The organism is Psychrobacter sp. JCM 18901, assembly GCF_000586435.1.
Taxonomy (GTDB): Bacteria; Pseudomonadota; Gammaproteobacteria; order Pseudomonadales; family Moraxellaceae; genus Psychrobacter.
Genome location: NZ_BAWH01000001.1, coordinates 435615 through 459414 on the forward strand (window position 1 = coordinate 435615; position 23800 = coordinate 459414).

Genomic DNA, 23800 nt, shown 5'->3' on the forward strand with positions numbered 1-23800 from the left:
GTCAGTATTAGCCTCAGCAATTTTGCCATACACGCGTACACGGCTGATACCACCATCTGGGAAGATATTGACCCGAATATGGGTGATAGGCTGGTCTATCTCAAGCTTATCTTTACTAAAAGTATGAACGTCGTCAGCATTGGTTTTTTTGCGGCTCAAGCAGGGTTTCCCAAAACATACTCTGAGTCACTAAAGTTTGCTCTGGTGTATTTGGTGAGTAGACGGCTTGGATCGATACTTTATCAGGATAGTTGCCTTTAAAGTGGGCAGTATCTATCTCGATGGAATCAACGATACCTGCTTGACCTAACGCGATGATGCACCAGTCATTACCTGGCTCACGGCGACGGCGGGTCTCCCAACCATCACCCATATTAGGCGCTTTAGTTGGTAGTAGTAAATTACTAGCAGCACCAAAATGTGCATCGTTACTAGCAATCGCACGACCACCGTTTAACGCGCCAGCCAAGTCAAGCGTCTCGCCTTGTATGTTTAGGCTGGCATCAAGTTGGATATCACCATAGACACGTATTCGGGCAACGCCGCCATCTGGATAGATGTTTAAACGAATATGGGTCACCGTTGGCTCATGATCAATCTCGATAAGCTTATGATTGTGACCTTGCAACGGGGTCATACCCACTAGCGCCTGCCAATTTTTATTGTCCCAGTCTTCTTTGCTTAGACTGGTAAGTTCAGTTTCATCTTGCTGCAGTAGCTCTGGCGCGTACAAGGCATCGACACTGGCGGAAGATGGGAAATTACCTGTAAAGTGACTGGTATCAATATCGAGACCAGTCACTTTGGTTGGGCGCGCAAGCTGGATAACTAAATAATCGTAACCCAAGTGGCGCTTGCGACGAGTTTCCCAGCCGTCCATCCACTTACCGTTGTCATCGAACTTACCCACGACAAAGATAGGCGCATCAGGATTTAGAATACGGCTTTTATCCGCAAAGAAATCATCGGTGGCGAACAGTGATTTTGCACCCAAGCGACTGTCAGCGACGTTTGATTTTTTTGGTAAATGCTGGCAGGGTATCAGGTAGATTATTTGCGGAGATAATTTGTCCAACTTCTGAAGTGTGTTGACTCACAATGATTCCTTTTTTTAATAATGGTGTTTATTAATAACGTATGGCTTATTTTATATATTAATCTATGCCAATTCGCACTCGCTCAGCTAAGCAGAACGAGTACTAGGACGATAGCCTAGCTTACATCCAGTTGGAAGTATTGTCTGACGTGGCAGGATGGTTTTCATACCAGTGCTTGGCGATATCATCACGGCGGCATATCCATACGTCGGGCTTAGCGGTGATATATTGCAAAAATTGTTTTAGCGCTTTGATGCGTCCTGCACGCCCGATAATGCGACAATGCAAGCCAATAGTCAGCATTTTAGGGGTGTGTGCGCCTTCTTCGTATAAGGTGTCAAAGCTGTCTTTGAGATATTGATAAAATGGTTCAGCGTGGGTGAATCCTGGGCTAGAAGAAAAACGCATGTCATTGGTCTCGAGGCTATAAGGTATGACCAAATGCGGCTTGCGCGTGATCAGATTGCCATCTTGGACCTTTACATTGAGCCAATATGGTAACTCATCACCGTACGAGTCAGAGTCATAGGTATAGCCACCTTGTTCAGCGACCAGTTCACGAGTATTTGGACTATCGCGTCCTGTATACCAACCAAGAGGTTGGCCACCGAGCATGCGTTTAAATATTTGGGTGGCACAGCGAATGTGTTCGCGCTCAGTCTCACGGTACATATCCTGATAAGTGATCCAGCGTAAACCATGACTGGCAATCTCATGACCATCTTCTAATACACGCTCGATGATATGCGGGGTCTTTTCAGCAGCGGCGGCACAGGTAAACGTGGTGATAGGAATACCATAATCTTTAAAGACATCTAACACACGCCACACGCCGACACGGCTACCGTACTCAAAAGCAGATTCAATAGACTGGTGACGGTTGTTAAATTCTGGCGTGCCTAAAATATCAGACAAAAAAACGCTCTGATTGTCCATCGCCATGGATGACGCTATTTTCTGCACCTTCTTCGATGTTTAATACAAACTGTACGGCGATTTTTGCGCCACCTGGCCAGTTCGCTTTTGGTGGATTGCCAGCGTAGCCTTTTAGGTCACGAGGATATGTGCTCAGATCAAAGTCACTGGTAATTTTTTTGCTCATTATTTATGTTCCTATATCGGTTAGAGCCTGAAATATTTGTTTGAATATTGCTCATAAAGGACAGTTATTTTTTATCACAAATTAAAGTGATGATGCATAGGCCACGAGTTGTTGGCGCTCGGCATCCGTCAACTGAGTAATATTACCAAGCGGCATATAGCCAGTTTGTACCGCAGTGACGATTTTCGCTTTATGTATTTTTAGGTCTTCTGGTGTCTGCAAAATGATTCCTGCTGGCGGTGCGGCGAAGCCTTGCTGTGTTGGCTGCACCGCATGACAGGTGCTACAGCGCGTATGCACGACATCCATCATGGCGTCATCTGCTGACGCGCTCACTGGTACGGCTTCAGCAATAGCGGCATCATTGTTAACGCTATTAGTAGCATTACTATTAGAATTGGTATTAGCGTTAGCAACAGTATCAGTGTTTGAGTCAGTAGTCGCGCTCGTAGCTGGCGGCGTGCTATCAGTTGTCGTAGGTGCTACTGAGGCAGTAGCAGGCATTGCAGGCGCTGGCTCAATCGGCTCAGGTCGCATCCAGATAATTAATAATACAGTTAATACGGCTGGAATAACCAAGTAGCGTGGTTTTTTATGACCCAAATGCTTTTGGTTAAAGTAATGACGCGCAGTCGCGGTAATGATACCGACGAAGACCAATACCAACCAACCTTTTTCATGAGCATACATCATTGGGTAATGGTTGCTGATCATGGTAAAAATCAGCGGTAGGGTAAAATAGTTATTCATCAGTGAGCGATTTTTGGCTTGTAATGCCAATTCAGCCACTTCTTTACCCGGTTTTTCGCCGCGCCGCACACAGTCAACGAGCGCACGCTGAGCTGGCATAATACCGAAGAATACGTTACCTACCATCACCGTGCCCAAGATAGCACCGATATGTATAAATGAGGCGCGATCACTAAATAGCTGGTAAGAACCCCAGCTCGCGATGACCAGTAAGATAAAAATTAGCGTACTAAAGATAAACGCGTTTTTACCCAAATGACTGCGCACGATTACTTCATAAATGAAGTAACTACCAAATAAGAAAAGCAAGCTGGTAGCAATGGCACCGATACTAGTAAAAGGTACTTTGCTTGGGTCAATTAGGTAGGCAGTTGCATTGGCATAATAGACGATAGACATCATCGCCGCACCCGTCAGCCAAGTGGTATAAGCTTCCCATTTAAACCAATGTAGCGTCTTTGGCATCTCTTCTGGTTCGAGTTTGTATTTGGCAATTTCATAAAACCCGCCGCCATGGACAGCCCAAAGATCACCTGAAATGCCTTTGTCTGTTTTCCACTGTGGCGGTTTGCGTAGCTTAGATCTAGCCACACAAAATAAAACGATGCACCAATCCATGCTACCCCAGCGATAACATGAAACCAGCGGAAAAATAAACTCAACCATTCGAGAAGATAGGCGCCCATGTAATAAATGTCCTTTAATATGACAGTGTCTTAATAAAATGTCTTGGTAATTTCTTTTGATAGTATTTCTTGCAAGCTAAAAACAAAGCAGAGAGCTAAACAGCACCAAAGCTACGATCCGCGATAAGTGCTATAGCCGTGCGCACTAAGCAGAAGCGGCACGTGATAATGACTGGCATCGTTTACTACAAAGTCGATAACCACTTGCGGGTAAAATGCTGTTAGCTGCTGAGCATCAAAATAAGACTGAGTATCGAACGTTACGGTATAGCGGCCAATATTTAGCTGACGCTCTGTGCTATCGATAGCTGTATCAAACTGCCAAGCGTCTGGTGTGACACGGCCATCACTATTGGTTGTACCATGCGCTAGTAATGTGGCGACACCATTGTCTTGTACGCGGTGTAAGGTAACGGCGACATCAGCCGCAGGTTTGCCAAGATGAGTGTCTAAGATATGTGATGATAGGGTGGCAGACATAATGCTTCCTTTAAATTTGTGAGAAATATAAATCGGGTTAAAATACTAGCCTAACTCTGCGACTACTATTTGGTTGTCGAAGCATTACCTAGCAATTTATTTAAACGTAGACGCGTAATTTTATTTTGCTCAGCGGCTGCATTGAGCAGTTCAGTGGCACGATCATTAGGCAGGCGCGCTAATAACAGATCCAGCATTTGCTGCGCGCTTTTACCCGTCGCAAAGACAATAAAAATAAAACCAAATTTATCGAGATAGTCTCGATTGCCTTTGGCAAGTGCTTTGAGCACCTCATCTGCTGCATCGTTAGCCCCTGATTGTTCGTGTGCAGCGTTACTTTGTGTGTTGCGGTATTTTTCTTTTAGAGATGCCACGTTACCGATTTGCGGATGCCCATCAAACGCTTCTAATAGGCTAGCCTCATCGTTTTGTACTTTGTCCCAGATAGCGTCGCTACTTGCTAACAGTACATCAAAGTCTGCAAAAGGGCGGGCGACTGCAAGTTTATAGGCCCATCTTTTACTGGTGCAGCAAGTCAATAGCTGAGCGATGGCGACTTCTTGTGATAGGTCGTTGAATTGCGCTAAGGTTAAGCTCACGATGACATCCTTTTCTAATAGGGTAGCCCGTTATCTGTATTGGGCGATAAATGTTTGATAGAGGTTTATACCTTATGATTATTTGCATAAACTTATAGGTACAAGCAGTAATTTTGATAAGTAGCGGTTGCTTCAGCTTCATAGATGATTTGATTAAGCTAGCAGCTATTAATTGGCTTGAAAACAAAAGCCAGTAATCTATGTGTTCGTAGTCAGACCTTTAGCGCTTATATACGCTTTGCATAATTTCAAGTTATAGTGAACTGACAATATGAAACAGATTTGCTAAGGAAACACTGATATTTTAGCCGTCCAAAACGTATGGCAAGAAGTGATTAATGACGGCGTAATTGATTTACAGTTCCCATTTTGCTAAAACCTGACTAATTGGTCAACTGTTTTATGCGAAATATTTTTATTTAACAGGTTATGCTGATCAAATCTATGTATTTATACAAGAATACACAGCAAAATATAGCGACTATTTTGTCGAACCTGTCTCTTAAAGTGAGATACCACTGCTATGGCTCAAAATAATCAAAAGGAAGAAACCTCAGTGACTGATACGCCTCGCACCGTAGCCAACAAGCCATTCGCGCACAGAACCAAGCGCTTATCTTAGCGGCAGCTGAAGAAGAGTTTGTGCTCCAAAGCTATCGCGGTGCTACGATGCAGGGTATTGCCGATAGAGCAGGCTTGCCTAAAGCTAATGTTCACTACTACTTTAAAAACAAAAAGAATCTCTACATGGCAGTGCTGCGTTCGATCATTCAAGAATGGAACGAAGGTTTGGTAACCATTACAGTAGATAGCGACCCAAAAACAGTCATCGAAAAATTCGTCCGTACCAAGCTACATCAAGCCTTTGTCAATCCAAGTCGCCATAAATTGTTTGCGATTGAAGTTATCGGCGGCGCACCGCATTTGCATGAATTTATGTCCACTACGATGAAGGAGTGGGTACACGATAAAGCACAGGTAATGAAAGAGTGGCACAAGCAAGGCAAAATTGGGATTACTGATCCTCTCCAACTACTGATTTTGATTTGGGCGACTACCCAACGTTATGCTGAATTTGAGATTGAAATCGTTGGATTGATGGATAAGACATCATATGACGCAGCAGATGAAGCGCGTGCGGCAGACTTTCTGGTGCCCTTTATTTTAAAAGGCTGTGGCCTTGAATGATAACAAGATAGCTATTTGACAAGGTTCCTATTTGACAGGGTGTCTATTTAATAAGTCAGGTGCTTAATCAGCGAAGTGCACAGATTGTTTCTATTTTTCTGTGCACCTCGTTTACGGCGAAACACTTCGATATGTTCAACCCTAGCTTGTGTTTAGCATTAAGCGACTTCCTGAGTTGGTTCTAAACCGTCTTTAGCATGCTGTGCTTTGGTATCAAACTCGATGCCATAGTTTTTGGGTAAAATCATATCAAGGGTGATAGCCACAATCCCTGCCATCGTTACCGCTGAGCCAAAGATATTCTGAAAGAACTGCGGCGTTTGTGACAGTACGTCAGGGACAAAGGCGATACCCGTTGCCAGACCCAGTGAGGTGGTAATGATTAAGACATTACGATGCGTAAATTGCACGGTAGATAAGATACGAATACCAGCAGTCGCTACCGTCGCAAACATCAGTAGCGTGACGCCGCCAACGACAGGCTTCGGTAACTGCGTAAAAATAGCACCAAGGACAGGGAATAGCCCCATCAGGCATAAGAGGCCGCCAACATAGAAACCCACGTAGCGACTGGCAATACCCGTCATTTGGATCACACCGTTGTTTTGGCTAAAGGTTGTCACAGGGAAGGTATTGAATACCGCCGCAATCAGAGAGTTAACACCATCTCCTAGTACGCCGCCTTTGATGCGTTTCTCATAGAGAGGGCCTTTGATCGGTTCACCTGATATCATCGAGGTAGCTGTCAAATCGCCTGAGGTCTCGATACTGGTAATAATGTACATAAAGGCAATGGGAATAAATGCCTGCCAATCAAAACCAAAACCATATTTGAAGGGAATGGGAACGGTGAAAAAATCCGCTTCAGACACCAATGAAAATCAATGCGCCCCATAAATACGGCAGCGAGCAAGCCTAACATCAGACCGATAAAGATAGCATTTGAGCGAACAACCTTATTGTTAATAATGCTAATGAGCACCACACTGACGAGTACGCCACCACCTAAGAGTAGGTTTGGAATACTACCGAAATCCTCAGCACCAAACCCACCTGCCAAATCAGTGAGACCTACCTTTGTTAGGGACAAACCAATCGTGACAATCACACAGCCAGTAACAATAGGGCTCATAAATGATTTGAGTTTGGTGATAAATTGACTCAAAAATATCTCAACAAATGCACCGAGAAACGACACACCAAAGATAACGGATAAAATCTCTTCAGGACTACCACCGCGGTTTTTTACTACAAATCCTGCTGTCAATACTGCCGCCAAAAAACCAAAACTGGTGCCTTGCAGTGCCATAAGGCCAGAGCCGATGGGACCGATTTTTCGAGTTTGAATAAAAGTCGCTACCCCAGATACGATCAACGACATGCTAAGAAGATAAGGAATATGTTCCCCTAGACCTAAAGTGCCACCGATGATTAATGAAGGGGTAATAATACCAACGAAAGCAGCAAGTACGTGCTGTATGGCACCTAAGAATGCTTTAATGGGGGTGGGACGGTCATGCAGTCTATACAGTAAATCGGTATTCGCTGGAACGTTTTCACTCATGGTGGTTTCCTCCTAAAATAACTGCTTAGCACCCGATTAACTGTAGATATCAGACAATGTGGTAGATCACGAGATCAAAGTCTTAACCCAATCCTTGACTTGTATTTTTTTGGTACTAGTGCGTTTACAGGTTTGTTACGAAGTAGGGAGGGTTAGGTAACATAGGAAGGTAGATCAAAGACGAGGGGTGCTGACTATTGAAAGTAAATAAGTACTAAGATTTATTGTTATTTCTATTACTGTTTTTTTAATCAAAAAAAGCCCCAACCATAACGACTATGATTGGGGCATTTCAATTTTGCTTGCTTAATATTTATTCCACTATAACCAAAATTGCTACTTTGGGCTTGATGACCATACGGGTGAGCGGATAACGCCTTGCCCTGATTTACCAAACGCTTCGCCACCATTGAGAGATTTGATGGTCAGCACCCCTTTGCCGCCTTGGGTCGAGGCGTAGACCACGCGTTTACCGTTTGGTGAGAAGCTGGGTGCTTCATCAATACCTGTATTGCCAAGATTGGTAGTGATAGCACCATTACTATTCATAATAGCCGCTGAGCGTCCACTCAAAAAGGCAATTTGTGTACCGTCACTACTAAACTGCGGACTGGTTGCATAACCACCGTTTGACACTTTAGTCGTTTGTCCCGTAGCAAACTCGTAGCGATAGACTTGCGGCTTATTAAAGCCAGTTTTATCACTGACGAAAACGAAAGATTTGCCGTCTGGTGCATAGCTTGGTTGTACTTCACTGCTCGGTAAATTAGTGAGCCTTCTAGGTGTGCCACCGCTAGCGCTTATTTCATAGATATCAGCGCTACCTTCAAAACTACTAGAGAATAATATCTTGCTGCCATCAGGAGAGAACGAAGGGCTTAGGTTGCTACCTGAAAAAGGCGTCAGAGTAGTTGCGCTGCCGCCACTGACGTTTTGTACGTAGATGATAGGATATGATTTTTCACGCTGTATTGAGTAGGCGATACGATTGCCATCAGGCGACCATGCTGGTGAAAAAATAGAGCCTGCGACTTCAGTAATGGTTCTAGCATTTTCGCCATCAGCGTCCATCACTTTGAGACGAGAGATCTTTTGCTTGCCAGTCCCTGTTTCCTCAATATAAGCAATGTGTCCTGAGAAGTCTCCTGGAATACCAGTAATCAGCTCGTACACTTTGTCTGCGATGACATGACCGGCATAACGCATACTTTCCCTATTATTGTCGGCGGTTAGGCTTTGCTTGCCTTCTATCACACGACCAGATTTGACATCGATGACTTCATAATCGGTGATTATTTTACCACGATTGGTACGCGTACTGCCGACAACCAGATACGGTATGCCCATGCTTTGCCAAACGGGTAATGTACCTGTCAGCTCTTTACTGCTGTGCGGCTGCTGTGGTAGATCTTGATGGGCTACTTTTAGCTCGGTTTTACTCAAGTCATTTAATATAATCGGTGATAAGACAGAGTCACCCGCAAACGATACAAACGCGACTTGGTTTTGCTGAACAGGAATCTCATAGTCCAGTTCTAGTACAACAGGTGCAGCGAGCACGCTTTGCGATACCAGCAATGCTGAAGTGCTAGCGAGTAACGATACTAGTAGTTTTTTGTGGGTACGCATAAGTAAGTGGAGCTCCTAAAATTAGTATGATATTCATTTTTTATTTAATGAGACAAGCATCTAGATGAGGCAGCAACCTATGCGAGACAAGCCGCTTAACGTCACGTTACCAATATTATAAGGACCTAGCAACTGATTAATTGCTGCCTTTAAACTGTATGGTAAAAGTCGGGTATTTAGGGTCATCAGCATCAATCGGGAGGCTGCCAGTATTGAGTACCGCTTGTCTTGCCGCTTCGTTGACCGTGCTATCAGGTCCAGAGGCAGTCACATTGATCACATCGCCATTTGCATTGACAGTGATGGTCAGGGTGGCGCGTTGAGTAGAACCCCGCGCGGCGGTAGGCGGCGTATAGTTGCGCTTGATTAAATTGATGATTTCGCTGTTGCTGGCACCGCGACTGCCACTGGATGCAGAGCGGCTACTGCCCTTGGACGTACTAGAGGTTGACGTATCACCAGACATAGTAGACTGCCCATCTGATAGGTTAAAGGTTTTCCCTGCATTGCCAGAGCCAGCAGTATCAATCTCAATATTTCGATCGCTAGCAGTGGGACGTTTTATCTTTGGTGGATTGTTTTGCTTTTGACGAAACTCTCCCAGCCTTTTTTTGTTCTTCTATGAGCTGGTCGCGTTTGCTTTGATCGACTTGGTCAAGCTCTTCCATAGCGGATTCGTCTAGTTGTGCTGCCCACTCAGCCATTTTGCGCTCATACTCTTGATTTTGCTCAAGCAGACGTTGTTGATGGTCTTCACTCATAAGTATAGGTTGACCAGCTGGCTCCTCAGATCGTGTAAATACAGGCACGCGCTGAGAGCTTGACTGACTTGGATTTTGAGCACTGACGCTACTGCCAGACACTTCTGGCTGAGCACTACTGGACGAGTCGCTAGTGCTGCTATCCATCTGCATTGCGCTAGCTGCTGCACGGTTGGCCAGTATTTGTCCTTGCATTTCAGCAAGTTGCTCGGGAGATACCATGACCGTCTCAATACTACCAGCAGTCTCAACTTCAGTGGTTTGATAGTTATAAACCAGTATGCCAATGACAAGGCCATGCGCCAGTAAGCTTAGCAACGTAGGCAATGTTAGGCCGTTGCTTTCTGGTTCGGTAGGTACATAGACGGCAGGAGCATTATGCATGGTAAGGATACTCATGAACGTGATTTGTCAGATTGATTACTAGGATTAGCTATTATGATATGAAACGTTTACTAAAGGATATTTATCACTATAAAGAAGGCGTGGGTAGAGGCGCACCGGTCAGTAATCCAACTTTTTCGATACCTGCTTGCTGCAAAGTTGCCATGAGCGTCATGATGGCACCATACTGATTGTTTTGATCGGCATTGATCATCACCTGTACTGGCTCAGCATTACTATTATCGCTCTGAGACTGTAGGTAGATAATGTATTAATCAGCTCAGGCTCACTTACAGGCACGTCAACATTGCTTTCATAACTGATAAAAATATCACCCTTGTCAGTCAACGAGACAATCACAGGTAATTGGCTTTGACTCATGGTATTGGTTTGTTCTTTTGGCAAATCAACATCGACGCCTGTAATCAGCATCGGCGCTGTCACCATAAATATCACCAGTAGCACCAGCATGACGTCAATGTAAGGAACGACGTTCATTTCTGCATTAAGGGCTTTTTTTCTCACGGCCGTAGGGGTTTGGTTTCATAGCCCTGTCACCTGACCTGCATTAACTTGGGTTTCTTTGCTAATAGGTGTTTGTACGCTTACGCTGGTCTCACGCTGCAGCATGCCCGTCATCTCATCACAAAATAAGGCACGCGAGTCATATAGTTGGCTCGATTTTGCTGTGAAGTGGTTGTATGCCAATACCGCAGGGATAGCGGCAAACAAACCCATGGCTGTGGCAATCAGTGCTTCGGCGATACCGGGAGCGACAGAGGCGAGGGTAGCTTGCTCAGTTTGAGACAGTCCCAAAAAGGCATTCATAATGCCCCAAACGGTTCCGAACAATCCGATGTACGGAGCAACGGAGCCAATGCTGGCTAGCGTCGTCAGTCCCGACTCTAGCAATTGCTGCTGGCGACCTAGGCCGACGCGTAGCTTGCGTTCAACACCATCGATAATGTCGTCTTTAGGTTGACGCTTTTTATGCATTCTTAGGTATTCTGAAAAGCCCACATAAAAAAATCTGCTCAAGTCCCTGACGATCAGGAGAGCCTTGAATGCCTTGATATAGTTTGGCCAAGTCTTCGCCTGACCAAAACCAAGTCTCAAATTGTTGATCAAAGTTTTTGGCTGTACCAAGTCGAGCACTCATGCGAAAGATAATAACCCAGCTGAGCAAAGAAGCTAATAGCAATAACGCCATCACAATCTGTACCAATAGACTGGCTTGGGTAATAAGATCAATAATATTTAATGATTCAGGCATGTAATGGACTCACGGATAATTGATAACAGCTGGCTGGAATAGTGGTATCCGAACCAGACAACCCCTAAACAAACACTATTTACTTTTTATTATTTAATACGCAGCACGTTTCTTCACTAAAAATTTGTAACTGTGCTTAGAAAAATACTGCAACGGTAAGTATCGCGATTTAGGTATCGGTATAATAACCCCCTAGTTTACTTCTAAATGAGAGAAAGGTCATTATTAATGTGTTAAACGACTATTTGGTTGGGCTGCTATTGATTCATTCAATAGTTAGTTGGATAACATGAATAATGACCGAGCAAATACTTACTACCTAAAACTTATGACTCAAACCGAATATTTCCTCAATGACGAGTAGAAAGTAGTTTTTCGAATAGCGTCGAGCAGCATGACTATATATAGCTTTTCATGTGGCTTTTCTGACCGATAGTCTTGAAGTCTCTCAAAATCCTATTTTGTACGAGATAGACATTATCAACGATTGAGTTTGTAAGATAACTGGTCTAATATGTTACGCTTTGTTACTACATTATTCTTATTGTGGCATCGTTATTTTTTTCGCTGAGGTCATGTTCAATTTTAGGTAATGATGACTTTTTATTAGCCAGTCGGGGGCGACACTTATGAATGCAATTGAACGCTATTTTGGGATTAATGGTGAAAATACCACGATCAAAACAGAAATCATCGCTGGTATAACCACGTTCTTGACGATGGCTTATATTATCTTTGTCAACCCTAACGTCTTAGCCGATGCAGGTATGGATAAAGGGGCCGTATTTGTAGCGACCTGTATAGCAGCAGCAGTAGGTTGTTTCATCATGGGTATCTACGCCCGACTACCAGTTGCGCTCGCACCAGGTATGGGTCTTAATGCCTTCTTTACCTATGGTGTGGTGCTTGGTATGGGCTACGCATGGCAGACAGCGTTAGGTGCGGTGTTCTTGTCTGGTTGTATCTTCGTACTATTGAGTCTATTCAAGATTCGTGAAGCAATCATTAATGCCATTCCAACGTCTCTCAAAAACGGCGTAGTCGCTGGTATTGGTGCGTTCTTGGCGTTTATTGCATTGCAAAGCGCAGGCATCATCGTCAATCATGATGCAACCTTAGTTGGCCTTGGTGACATGACATCATTTGGTCCTGTCATGGCTTCATTAGGTTTTGTTGTTATCATTGGCCTGTCTTATAAGAGAGTCCCAGGTGCGGTAACCATTGGTATTTTATTGGTTGCACTGATTAGCTTATTAATGGGCTATACGCAGTTCACAGGTATCATCTCTTCACCGCCTTCTATTGCACCGACGCTTATGCAGTTAGACATTGCTGGTGCATTTGATGTGGGCATGATTAGTGTTATCTTTGCTTTCTTATTTGTCGATTTATTTGATACTGCTGGTACTTTGATTGCTACCACTAGCCAAGCAAAACTAACGGACAAAGATGGCAATATCCCGAACATGGGCAAGGCACTACTCGCTGATTCAACAGCGACAGTAGCAGGTTCTTTACTGGGTACTTCATCGACGACCAGTTATATTGAGAGTATCTCTGGTATCGCCTCAGGTGGCCGTACAGGCTTGATGGCTGTTACGGTAGGTGTGTTATTCCTGTTCAGTATCTTCTTCTCGCCACTAGCAGGTATGATTCCAGCTTATGCAACGGCTGGCGCTATCTTTTATGTAGCCGTACTTATGATGGGTACTCTAAAGGACATTAACTGGAGCGACTTAACAGAAGCGGCACCAGTGGTCGTGGTATTGCTATTCACACCGCTTACATACTCTATCGCTGATGGTATCGCACTTGGTTTTATTACCTTCACGGCTGTAAAAGCAATTGCAGGCAAGTTTGCAGATATCAGTATCGCTGTCTGGATTTTGACTGCTATATTGTTGTTCAAGATTATTTTCTTATAATGCAAGGCGTGATAAGACATTGATAGTGTCTTAAACAAGAAACCCTCCTTATCAGCTGATGATAAGGAGGTTTTTTTGTCAGCATTATAAGACTATGGTCTTAATTTGAGCTCAGTATCTTTGGCATTAATGTTTAGTATTTCTGATACCAGTATTAAGTAGGGTGATGCCAAACTATAGGCAATAGTAAACAAAAAAACGTAACCAAAGCGTCATGGCCAATAAAGTGCTTGTAAGTTATTGTTATTTAGATATATATTAATTTATGAAAATAATAAATTTCGTTAGTTTGAAAAAAACTTTCGTGATATTATAGCCGAGTTAAGCGCATCACCTCAATCAACGCCGTAGAGGTTTTTCTTACAGTGAATTAGCATCACCAAAGATGACAGATTTGTGATTATTAGAGCGATTTTTCGGTTCAATAAGGCGATATTTGGTCATCACACTCCTTTCACTACTAACAAGAAGAAGGCACTAATGCCGCTTAGCTTTTCGTTGTTGCCTTTGTATTGTTAACGTAGCCCGTTTAACAGTCGAACGACCTACTTAACCGTCTCCAGCCTATGCTGGATTTTTAGTTTTGTGATGGCGCCGTTTGGTCTTTTGATTATTGCTGTGAATATCCGTCAATAACCACTATTTTTTTGATAGCGGTTATGAGCAGTTATACAGGACGATCAGACTTCCTAAAGCACCATTTATTATGGTTTTTAAACGATAGTTATGGAGTTATTATGAACCCAGTAGACCAGTTTACCCCGCAAGAGCCGATCTTGTTTAATCCTGTTGATATGCTGTCGCCTGAGTATCTCGCCCAGTCAGCAGAAGCGCTAAATAAGCGTATTTCGCCGCTATATAGCGCTGATGAAGAACGTTGGTTGTCTGAGTTATTGCCACTTGCCAAACCCAGTATAGAAGAACGCGATGCTGCTGCTGAGCAAACGCGCAAACTGGTCGAGCACGTGCGTAATGATGGTAAAGCCGTCAAGATGGTTGACTCATTGCTGCTTGAATATAGCCTTGATACTCAAGAAGGTATCTTGCTGATGAGTTTGGCAGAAGCCTTGATTCGTGTACCAGATAATTACACAGCTGATGCGTTGATTCATGACAAAATGAGTGTAGCCGACTGGAAAAAGCACATTAAAAATGATAATGGGTTTATGGTCAATGCCTCTACTTGGGGCATGATGATGACCGGTCGTGTTGTCAGTATTGACAGCAGTACCACGGCATCAGGTTTCTTGGATCGCATGACTAAGAAGATGGGTGAGCCTGTCATTCGCAGTGCGATGCAAAAAGCCATGCGTATCATGGGTCATCAGTTTGTATTAGGCGAGACCATCGAAGACGCCAATAAAAACAGCCAGCCATATCGTAACAGAGGCTATACCTATTCATTTGATATGTTAGGCGAAGCGGCCATCACGCATAAAGATGCGGAAAAATACTTCAACGACTATCTACATGCGATCAGAGCCACGGCGAACGTAAAAGTCAAAGAAGGCATGCCAAAGCCGTCAGTGTCTATCAAATTATCAGCACTGCATCCTCGCTATGAAGCCACGCAAGAAGCGCAAGTAATGGGCTTATTGCGTCAGCGCTGCCTGCTATTGATTGAAGCGGCACGTGAAGTCAATGTCGATATCAGTATTGATGCTGAAGAAGCAGATCGCCTTGAGATTTCTCTAAAACTGTTTGAGTCTTTGTACCGCGATAATTTAACGGCGGACTGGGATGGTTTAGGTATCGTTGTACAAGGGTACTCTAAACGCGCAATCGCTGTATTAGCGTGGCTTGCTCGTTTGTCTACTGAAGTCGGTGATCGTATTCCAGTACGCCTAGTAAAAGGCGCTTACTGGGATACTGAGATCAAACTTGCTCAGCAAAAAGGTCTATCAGGCTATCCAGTTTGGACACGTAAAGAAGGTACGGATACTGCATACCTTGCTTGTGCGCGCTTCTTATTATCAGACCATCTGCGCGGCCTAATCTGGCCACAGTTTGCCACGCATAATGCGCATACACTGTCTTCAATCATGACCATGACTGCACATAGAGATTTTGAATTCCAACGTCTGCACGGCATGGGCGATGCGCTTTATGATCATATTTTGCAAGCTTATGAGATTCCTGTACGTATCTATGCTCCGGTGGGCGCGCATAAAGACTTGCTACCGTACTTGGTACGCCGCTTGCTTGAGAACGGTGCCAACAGCTCGTTTGTTCATCAGTTGCTAGACAAATCTTACCCAATTGAAAAGCTAACGGTGCATCCATACGACAAGCTACTTGGTAATGCAACATTGCACAATCCAGACATCCCGTTACCGTTAGAGATTTACGGTGAACGCCGTGCAAGTTTTGGCCCTAATATCTTTGTAGAGTCACAATGGTTGCCGTTCAAATCAGCTATTGATAGCCATCTGCATAAGACATGGTCAGCAACCTCTATCATTAATGGTAAAGCTGTTGATACCTATGAAGTAGATGGTCAAACGAATCAGCTTGATAAGCAGACTGTACTTGCGCCTTGGAACCATGAAGTTAGTGCTGGTAAAGTAACTTATGCCAACGCTGAAGTGGCTCGCCAAGCGATTGACGTTGCTGTTGCTGGTCAAGATGTATGGAAAAATGTACCAGCTGCTAAGCGTGCTGAAATATTACGTAAGATTGCTGAGCTATACGAAGAGAACTACGCTGAACTAATGGCACTATGCCAAGTTGAAGCGGGCAAAACCATGCAGGATGGTATCGATGAAATCAAAGAAGCCGTTGATTTCTGTCGTTTCTATGCTGACGAAGCAGAGCGTCTAGATGACGTCGTACATGAGTTCACAGACTTGGCTGGTAAGCAGTCTCGTCAAGTGTATAAAGCACGTGGCACTTTCGTTTGTATCAGTCCATGGAACTTCCCATTGGCTATCTATACGGGACAGATTGTAGCTGCACTTGCTGCAGGTAACACGGTAGTAGCGAAACCTGCTGAACAAACCAGTTTGGTAGCTCACTTTGGTGCCCAGTTGATGTATCAAGCGGGTATACCTGCAGAAGCATTGCAATTAGTCATTGGCGCAGGCGAGGTAGGTGGTGCTTTGACGGCTGCTGACAATATCGCAGGGGTGATATTCACAGGCTCTACTCAAACAGCCCAACGTATTAACCAAAGCCTAAACGACCATGCACAAACCAGTGGCGAATTGCCTGTCTTTATCGCTGAGACTGGCGGTCAAAATGCGATGATCGTTGACTCAACAGCATTGCCAGAGCAAGTCGTTAGAGATGCGGTACTATCAGCATTTGGTTCAGCAGGTCAGCGTTGTTCAGCTTGTCGCATATTGTGCGTACAAGAAGAAATGGCGGATGATTTAATCGAGCTGTTGCAAGGTAATATGGCTGAGCTGTCTGTAGGTAATCCTCTATATGCTGCGACAGATGTAGGTCCAGTGATTGATGCGGATGCTAAGCATGGTTTAGAGGCGCACATCGAACGTATGAGTGCTGAGCCGACTGCTACTATTTTGGCACAGACGCCGATGAGCTCAAGCTCAGTCGTCAGTCAAGAGAAGTCTACCTTTGTACTGCCAACCGCAATCGAAGTGAAGAGCATCGATGTGATCGGTGGTGAGCACTTTGGCCCAATCCTACACGTACTACGTTATCAAGCGCGTGATTTGAATAAGCTGATTGATGCCATCAACAATACAGGCTTTGGTTTGACTCTAGGTATTCATAGCCGTATCGAAAATACTGTTGAGCACATTGAGCGCCGTGCCTTTGTCGGTAACACTTACATCAACCGTAACCAAATCGGCGCGGTCGTAAACGTACAGCCATTTGGTGGTTGTGGTCTGTCAGGTACTGGCCCTAAAGCTGGTGGCCCGCACTATGTCGCGCGTCTGATGCAACTTAGCTCAGAAACAGTCAACGCTGAACAGTCAGCTGCTTATATGACAGCGACTGAAACCCAAACTACCACTCAAACAGAACTCGCATAAGGAGTAGCAACATGGCGACTGAATTCAAAAAAAATCATGCCCAGGTTTGTGAATCTTGGCGATTACTCGGCGCAGTCAACCGCGCAACGTATCTACAAGCAGCCATTCCAAAGCTGGCATTGCTCACTGGTGACGCCAATAAAGCAAAGCGTTTATTCAACCATTTGTTGAGCGCTGCGCCTAGCTTGGATGAGATGCATCGTATGACAGGTGCGACAGGCGAGTCAAATGACTTGTATGTGACTGGTCGTGGTAAGACGATGGTCATCGGCGGCGAAACTGCTAGAGCCATGGCAGTATTAGGTCAGCTTATCGCGGCACTCCTAACAGGTAATGAAGTTATATTGCATTGCCCGAGCCAAGATGAGATGTGTAATGAAGCTGCTAAGATACTGCACGACACAGGTATCAGCGAAGATGTATTAAGTGTGGCTAATGATTCGCAAACTGTGACACTTTTATATATCGATCGTCTAGCGCAAGTGGCTGTCTCTGGTAGCCGCAGCGAAGTGCAAGCCGTCAGTCAAGAGCTTGCCAATACTGACGGTATTTTGACGCAGGTTATTAGTGTTACTGATATGGAAGGCTTGTCAGAAATGCTAACGCCTGACTACCTACATCGTTTTGTCACTGAGCGAGTCAAGACTATCAATACCACAGCAATCGGTGGTAACGCGAGCTTGCTTGAGCTTGGTACAGAGTAGAATCACTGCATTAATTACGAATCCGCTTCGCTTTTATATCAACTTTTATAAAGGCTAAGCGGTGTTTGGTAGCGCTATAACTACCAAACTATTGATTGCATAAGATGTATAAGAAAAACCGCTATCTGAGTAATTATCAGATAGCGGTTTTTTTTGTTTATGCTGTTTAACTGAAGCCTGATGACAGGATGTTATTCAGCAATATCAACCATACCCAGCCGTTCTCTAGCCATTCGCTCAAATCATCTGCATCAACATCGGTGACGTCGCTATGTTGTAATGCTTCACCATTGGCCAAGCGTACTAGTACTGCTATCGCCGATTCATCAAGCCCATCGATACGTTGACCATTAGCATACAGTACAGTGCCATCATCGGTCTGGCTATAGAGTAGGCGGTTGCTATAGTCCGCCTGCAATGTGGCCCCTTCTGATAGGGCCTGTATTAGCTCATCGGTATCTAACGTCTCTTCTGGCATCAGCGCATCATATTGGCGTTTACTAACTACTTCAGAAACTGCTTGGCGAATCATATCATCACCGCGATCAGATTGTAGCATCTCTAGTAATTGCGCCTTGATAGCGGCAATACTATCTGCTTGCAATTCACCTGACGCTTGTAGCGCTTGCGGTAGTAGCATCGGGATAAATAGCTTGCTGTCGTTAGTCGCAATATCGGCCACACTATCGATGATTTGCATCAGGTTTGGACGGCGGCAACCAAACGAGAAAGTCAAACAGTCATCTTGTGCCACACCGAAATGTGATAATTTAGGCGGTACATAAAGCACATCACCCGCTTCTAGTATTTCATCAAAAATAAGCTCGCCCATGTTGTCGAACAAGCGTAAAGGCTCATCAGCAACAAACTCTGTCTGGTCATCACAGAATTTGCCCAACTGCCAACGTCTAGAGCCATAGCCTTGTGCCAAAAACACATCGTAGTCGTCATAATGCTTACCAACCGAACCACCTGCTGGTGCGTAAGATACCATGATGTCATCGCGCTGCCATTGTGGAATAAAGTTAAACGCTTGCCACAACTGGCCAAGCTCTGGTGACCATTGCTCAAGATTCTGTACCAATACGGTCCATTGCTCTGGTAAGTTTTCAAAATCCGTTTCATTCAGTGGGCTTTTTTTAAGTTGCCACTGTGCCTGACCTTCTTTCTTACTGGCTGCTTGAGTCAGCAGTCTTGCGCTAGCATCTTCTTCAAGCGCAAGACCAATCATGTCATCTGGTTCAAACATGTCAATTAGCTGTGGCAACCCTTGCTTGATAAGCAGTGGCTTCTTTTGCCAGTATTCAGATAAGAATTGCTCAGGCGTGATAGAGTCGGGTAAACAAAGAGGAATAGAAGTCATTGATAAATCCATATTTTGGCGGTGTACAAGATTAATAATAAGGGATGCTTTATAGGAAGGTTTTAATAGTTTAAGATTGTCATCTATTTGATGTCTATTATTTTGGTGACGTTTATATAGTACATATAAGCAATAACGATTATCAAAATAATAGCTGTCATCAGAGCATCCACTCAATCTTAGGAACGTTATGAAAAAGCTGCATTTTGTTGTCATCATCGCTAGCGTGTTTTTGCTACAAGCCTGTGTCCATAAAATCGTCACAGTACCCGCAAAAATCGCTTACAAAACTACCAAAGGCGTGGTCAAAGGAACCGTTGCTGTAGGTAAAGCCATCATACCGGGTGACAGTGATGACGATGATGATAAAAAAATAAAACCTTACTTATCGACTATGGGTTTTGAATCAAAAGCAATCGAATCAAAAACAATCATAGCGTTCAAAGTAAGGTTGCTAGTTATTCAGATAATAGCTATTAAGATAACAACTGAATAAGATAAAAGTGCTAGCAAGATAGGAGCGAGTAAATAATACTAGGCGCTCCTACCTTTCTAGTCCGATCTTATTATTAGTATGCTCTTATCAGTTATTAAAGCTTGGAAATCCATTCTTTAATAGCGCGTGCTTGCTCAGCGGCATTACCGATATAAGTAGCAGGCGTCAATGCACGTAGGCGTTCTTTATCCGCATCACTAACTGCCGATAGCTCATCGCTTTCGACAAAGGTTAGCATGGCTTCACGAGTCATGGCATTACCACGAGTCAAGGCTTTTAGCTTCTCGTATGGGTTTTCAACACGATAGCGACGCATGACCGTTTGAATCGGCTCTGCCAACACTTCTTGCGCTTGATTCAAGTCATCATTTAAACGCTGTGCATTTAGCTCAAGTTACCTACACCTTTTAGGCAAGCATCAAAAGCAATCATGCTCTGTGCTAGGCCAACACCGATATTACGCAATACCGTTGAGTCCGATAGGTCACGCTGCATACGTGAAATTGGTAACTTCTCACCCAAATGTGCCAGCATAGCGTTGGCAACGCCTAAGTTACCTTCAGAGTTTTCAAAGTCAATTGGATTAACTTTATGCGGCATGGTAGAAGAGCCAACTTCACCGTCTTTTAGGCGCTGTTTGAAATAGCCTAAGCTAATATATTGCCAGATATCACGGTTAAAATCGATCAAGATGGTATTGAAGCGCTTAACGGCATCAAACAACTCAGCGATATAGTCGTGTGGCTCGATTTGAGTCGTATAAGGGTTAAATGTTAGCTCAAGACGCTGATTGATAAACGCTTCAGCATGGCTCTGCCAGTCGACGTCAGGATACGCTGAAAAATGCGCATTATAGTTACCAACGGCGCCATTGATTTTACCTAATAGCTCTACTTGATTGATTTGCTTGATTTGACGGGCTAGGCGGTAGGCCACGTTTGCCATCTCTTTACCCAATGTCGTTGGACTGGCTGTCTGACCATGTGTACGTGATAGCATTGGCTGATCAGCATGAGCAATAGATAAGTCGACGATGCTATCAGTCACTTGCTGCATTTTCGCAACGACCAGCTCGCGGCTGTCTTTGAGCATCAATGCATACGATAGGTTATTAATGTCTTCACTGGTACAAGCAAAGTGAATGAACTCAAGTGAGTCAATCAAGGCATCCTGACCACGGAACTTGTCTTTGATAAAGTACTCAACCGCTTTTACATCATGATTGGTCGTCGCTTCGATGTCTTTGATAGCTTGAGCATCTGCTTCGCTAAAGTCATCAACGATTGCATTCAAAAAAAGCGTTGGTCTGGTCATCAAATGCTGCTAATTCACCAATTGCGCTGTTGTCAGCTAAAGACTGCAACCAGCGAATCTCTACCGTAACGCGAGCTTTGATTAGACCAAATTCAGATAAATAAGGACGTAAACTGTCAGCCTTTGATGCGTAACGGCCATCAATTGGAGAGAGAGCGGTAAGTGGGGTCATGGTTATGCCTCAGTAGTTATGAAATAAAAAAACTGCAAGAGTCTAGATAAAAAAATTACCATATAATAAACGACGTCGAAATCGTTGCGCGTAATATAGCAGAAATATGATATTAAAAAAAGCGGTCTATGCAAATAAAGCGATGTTGACGCCCGTTAAAATCAATCTATTTACTGCATCAACATCTGTGCCTTAAGTTGGGTCTTAGGAATCAATTAAAATCCGCAAGGTGCATCGATAGATTCAATCACGCCGCCGCCTAGACATACTTCATCGATATAAAATACCGCTGACTGACCAGGGGTGACGGCGCGCTGTGGCTCATCAAATACCACACGCACTTCGCTGCCATCAACGTTGGTCGCAAATACGCGACACGCTTGATCTGGCTGGCGATAGCGAGACTTTTCCATACAAGCTAGACCTTCGTCGCTAAACACATCCGCAGGTGGTAAACCATCAATCCAATCGAGCTTATAGGCTTTTAGCTCGTTGCTCATTAGCATTGGATGTTCATGCCCTTGACCGACGATTAAACGATTTTTCTCTAAATCTTTTGCCAATACAAACCACGGTGCCTCTACACGGTCTTTAACGCCGCCAATGCCGATGCCGCCGCGCTGACCCAATGTGTAATACATGAGGCCATCATGAGTACCGATGACTTTATTATCATCAGTAAGTATCTCGCCTTTTTGGGCAGGCAGATATTGCTGTAAGAAGTCTTTAAAACGGCGCTCACCAATAAAGCAAATGCCTGTAGAGTCTTTCTTTTTAGCCGTCGCTAGGTCATGCTCTTCAGCGATCTGACGTACCACTGGCTTTTCAAGCTCACCAACTGGGAATAGCGTTTTGGCGATTTTGTCACCGCCAACCGCATGTAAGAAATAGCTTTGGTCTTTATTATTATCAAGACCGCGTAAGAGCTGCGCAACCTCTTCACCTTCGGCATTGGTATAGTTCACACTGCGGCGCGTGTAGTGACCGGTCGCGATATAATCTGCCCCAAGGGTCAACGCATAGTCCAAAAACGCCTTAAACTTAATTTCTTTATTGCACAAGATATCAGGGTTTGGAGTGCGTCCTGCTTTATATTCTGCCAAAAAGTGCTCGAATACGCGATCCCAGTATTCCATAGCAAAGTTGGCCGTGTGCAGCTTTATACCGATTTTGTCACATACGGCTTGCGCGTCTGCTAGATCATCCATCGCTGTACAGTATTCGGTACCGTCATCTTCTTCCCAGTTCTTCATAAACAGGCCTTCGACCTTGAAGCCTGCCTGTTGAAGTAATACGGCTGATACAGAAGAATCGACCCCGCCTGACATACCGACAATCACATGCTTGGTGCTAGGATTTTCGACATCAGCAAGTGTTAAAGGGCGATGAGCATTAAAAGACTCAGAAACGGTTGTGCTTGAGGTATTTTGTATGGCTGACATAAAACGGCTCAACTATTTATACGTTATCCAAAGTACATGCCGACGCCAAGTGTTATGCAATCACTACAATAGGTAGTCTCAGCACAACAACGTCAGCTTGTCTTTTGGATCTGGTATTATGATAAAATAAACGTCATATTATACCAGTTAATTGAAACTGGTGGCGACCGATGGTGTCTGGCTACCAGTAAAACCACTTTGAAAATTCAGATAGTGGTTTTGAATTATTTTAATCACCTTTAACTCATCTTGGAATAATAATGATAAAAATTGGTCAAGGTATCGATGTTCATGCTTTTCATAATAATGGTCAGCAGCAACAATATGTCATTCTAGCGGGCGTGCCTATTGAGCATACTCACAGTTTGCTCGCACACTCTGATGGGGACGTAGTCTTGCACGCACTGGCTGATGCGCTTCTTGGTGCTTTAGCACTTGGCGATATCGGGCAGCATTTTCCCGATACCGATGCGGCACATGCTGGATTGGATTCACGAGTATTGCTGCGTTATGTTTATAGTAAAGTGCAAGAGGCTGGTTATAGCCTAGGTAATGCTGATATTACGGTAATGTGCGAGCGTCCAAAGTTAGCGCCGCATAATCCAGCAATGCGCGCTAATATCGCTAGCGACTTACAAACAGATATTAGCAATATCAGTGTAAAAGCGACCACGACTGAAAAATTGGGATTTACGGGTCGTCAAGAGGGCATCATGGCCAATGCCGTGGTATTATTAGTCCCTAATGCTGTCGAACCTACATAGATTGAAATTCGTGCTTGTAATACAGCGGCAGTCGCCCCATGTATCAGCCACGTCTTTACACAATTATTTTATATAAATAATCATTTTAATGAACCGCTTTATCAAT

The 23800-nt window shown here is 44.2% G+C and carries 12 protein-coding genes and 8 pseudogenes; 6 read left to right on the forward strand and 14 right to left on the reverse strand.

What is annotated here, in order from left to right; genetic code table 11:
* Positions 1–9 precede the first annotated feature (9 nt).
* The 5 genes and pseudogenes from alc to uraD form a co-directional block, all read right to left on the reverse strand.
* Positions 10–1045, reverse strand: a pseudogene (alc, locus tag TT11_RS02160) (allantoicase); the annotation flags it as partial.
* Between the two features lie 172 nt (positions 1046–1217).
* Positions 1218–2199: pseudogene (puuE, locus tag TT11_RS02165) on the reverse strand (allantoinase PuuE).
* 81 nt (positions 2200–2280) lie between these two features.
* Positions 2281–3635, reverse strand: a pseudogene (locus TT11_RS02170) (urate hydroxylase PuuD).
* Positions 3636–3746: 111 nt separating this feature from the next.
* On the reverse strand, positions 3747–4115 hold the full coding sequence (gene uraH, locus TT11_RS02180) for a hydroxyisourate hydrolase (RefSeq protein WP_057759601.1): 369 nt from the start codon (positions 4113–4115) through the stop codon (positions 3747–3749).
* A gap of 65 nt (positions 4116–4180) precedes the next feature.
* Positions 4181–4714, reverse strand: coding sequence for a 2-oxo-4-hydroxy-4-carboxy-5-ureidoimidazoline decarboxylase (gene uraD / locus TT11_RS02185; protein ID WP_261868927.1), 534 nt, complete (start codon positions 4712–4714; stop codon positions 4181–4183).
* 642 nt (positions 4715–5356) lie between these two features.
* On the opposite strand from uraD, the gene TT11_RS02190 reads away from it, so the two are divergent.
* On the forward strand, positions 5357–5902 hold the full coding sequence (locus TT11_RS02190) for a TetR/AcrR family transcriptional regulator (RefSeq protein WP_261868928.1): 546 nt from the start codon (positions 5357–5359) through the stop codon (positions 5900–5902).
* Between the two features lie 158 nt (positions 5903–6060).
* On the opposite strand, the pseudogene TT11_RS16865 reads toward TT11_RS02190, so the two are convergent.
* From TT11_RS16865 to tolQ, 6 genes and pseudogenes are all read right to left on the reverse strand, one after another.
* A pseudogene (locus TT11_RS16865) lies at positions 6061–7466 on the reverse strand (nucleobase:cation symporter-2 family protein).
* 336 nt (positions 7467–7802) lie between these two features.
* The gene (locus tag TT11_RS02200) at positions 7803–9095 is read right to left on the reverse strand and encodes a translocation protein TolB (RefSeq protein WP_261868929.1); all 1293 of its coding nucleotides are present in this window, start codon (positions 9093–9095) and stop codon (positions 7803–7805) included.
* Between the two features lie 136 nt (positions 9096–9231).
* Positions 9232–9561 carry a cell envelope integrity protein TolA gene (locus tag TT11_RS02205; protein ID WP_261868930.1) on the reverse strand — a complete coding sequence of 110 codons (330 nt, stop codon included), beginning with the start codon at positions 9559–9561 and terminating at the stop codon, positions 9232–9234.
* A gap of 79 nt (positions 9562–9640) precedes the next feature.
* Positions 9641–10240 carry a hypothetical protein gene (locus TT11_RS02210; protein ID WP_261868931.1) on the reverse strand — a complete coding sequence of 200 codons (600 nt, stop codon included), beginning with the start codon at positions 10238–10240 and terminating at the stop codon, positions 9641–9643.
* An 88-nt stretch (positions 10241–10328) separates the two neighbouring features.
* Positions 10329–10787, reverse strand: a pseudogene (gene tolR, locus TT11_RS02215) (protein TolR).
* Positions 10784–11513: pseudogene (gene tolQ, locus TT11_RS02220) on the reverse strand (protein TolQ). Before tolQ ends, tolR begins: the two co-directional pseudogenes overlap by 4 nt.
* Before the next feature lie 629 nt (positions 11514–12142).
* On the opposite strand from tolQ, the gene TT11_RS02225 reads away from it, so the two are divergent.
* The 3 genes from TT11_RS02225 to TT11_RS02235 all read left to right on the forward strand — a co-directional run bounded on the left by TT11_RS02225 (position 12143) and on the right by TT11_RS02235 (position 18143).
* A complete protein-coding gene (locus TT11_RS02225) occupies positions 12143–13438 on the forward strand; it encodes an NCS2 family permease (RefSeq protein WP_101204806.1) in 1296 nt (431 codons plus the stop codon).
* Between the two features lie 737 nt (positions 13439–14175).
* A complete protein-coding gene (gene putA / locus TT11_RS02230) occupies positions 14176–17439 on the forward strand; it encodes a bifunctional proline dehydrogenase/L-glutamate gamma-semialdehyde dehydrogenase PutA (protein ID WP_261868932.1) in 3264 nt (1087 codons plus the stop codon).
* A gap of 11 nt (positions 17440–17450) precedes the next feature.
* Positions 17451–18143: a 1-pyrroline-5-carboxylate dehydrogenase gene (locus tag TT11_RS02235; protein ID WP_057759629.1), complete on the forward strand. Its 693-nt coding sequence runs from the start codon at positions 17451–17453 to the stop codon at positions 18141–18143.
* Between the two features lie 166 nt (positions 18144–18309).
* Here the strand turns inward: TT11_RS02235 and TT11_RS02240 are convergent, their stop codons facing one another.
* On the reverse strand, positions 18310–19506 hold the full coding sequence (locus TT11_RS02240) for a cupin domain-containing protein (RefSeq protein WP_261868933.1): 1197 nt from the start codon (positions 19504–19506) through the stop codon (positions 18310–18312).
* Positions 19507–19696: 190 nt separating this feature from the next.
* Here TT11_RS02240 and TT11_RS02245 point away from each other — a divergent pair.
* Positions 19697–19879, forward strand: a pseudogene (locus tag TT11_RS02245) (NF038104 family lipoprotein); the annotation flags it as partial.
* Positions 19880–20096: 217 nt separating this feature from the next.
* Here TT11_RS02245 and purB read toward each other — a convergent pair.
* Positions 20097–21488 (reverse strand): annotated as a pseudogene (gene purB, locus TT11_RS02250) (adenylosuccinate lyase).
* 215 nt (positions 21489–21703) lie between these two features.
* Positions 21704–22816: a tRNA 2-thiouridine(34) synthase MnmA gene (mnmA, locus tag TT11_RS02255; protein WP_370587751.1), complete on the reverse strand. Its 1113-nt coding sequence runs from the start codon at positions 22814–22816 to the stop codon at positions 21704–21706.
* A gap of 374 nt (positions 22817–23190) precedes the next feature.
* Between mnmA and ispF the strand changes: the two genes are divergently transcribed.
* Positions 23191–23694 (forward strand): 2-C-methyl-D-erythritol 2,4-cyclodiphosphate synthase, encoded by a 504-nt coding sequence (gene ispF / locus TT11_RS02260; RefSeq protein WP_201571428.1) that lies wholly within the window; start codon positions 23191–23193, stop codon positions 23692–23694.
* Positions 23695–23800 lie beyond the last annotated feature (106 nt).

Coding starts and splice junctions, on each gene's coding strand:
- ispF (WP_201571428.1), top strand. CDS start 23,191: ATGATAAAAATTGGTCAAGGTATCGATGTTCATGCTTTTCATAATAAT.
- TT11_RS02205 (WP_261868930.1), bottom strand. CDS start 9,561: ATGTCTGGTGATACGTCAACCTCTAGTACGTCCAAGGGCAGTAGCCGC.
- TT11_RS02210 (WP_261868931.1), bottom strand. CDS start 10,240: ATGCATAATGCTCCTGCCGTCTATGTACCTACCGAACCAGAAAGCAAC.
- TT11_RS02200 (WP_261868929.1), bottom strand. CDS start 9,095: ATGCGTACCCACAAAAAACTACTAGTATCGTTACTCGCTAGCACTTCA.
- TT11_RS02240 (WP_261868933.1), bottom strand. CDS start 19,506: ATGACTTCTATTCCTCTTTGTTTACCCGACTCTATCACGCCTGAGCAA.
- putA (WP_261868932.1), top strand. CDS start 14,176: ATGAACCCAGTAGACCAGTTTACCCCGCAAGAGCCGATCTTGTTTAAT.
- uraH (WP_057759601.1), bottom strand. CDS start 4,115: ATGTCTGCCACCCTATCATCACATATCTTAGACACTCATCTTGGCAAA.
- mnmA (WP_370587751.1), bottom strand. CDS start 22,816: ATGTCAGGCGGGGTCGATTCTTCTGTATCAGCCGTATTACTTCAACAG.
- TT11_RS02225 (WP_101204806.1), top strand. CDS start 12,143: ATGAATGCAATTGAACGCTATTTTGGGATTAATGGTGAAAATACCACG.
- TT11_RS02235 (WP_057759629.1), top strand. CDS start 17,451: ATGGCGACTGAATTCAAAAAAAATCATGCCCAGGTTTGTGAATCTTGG.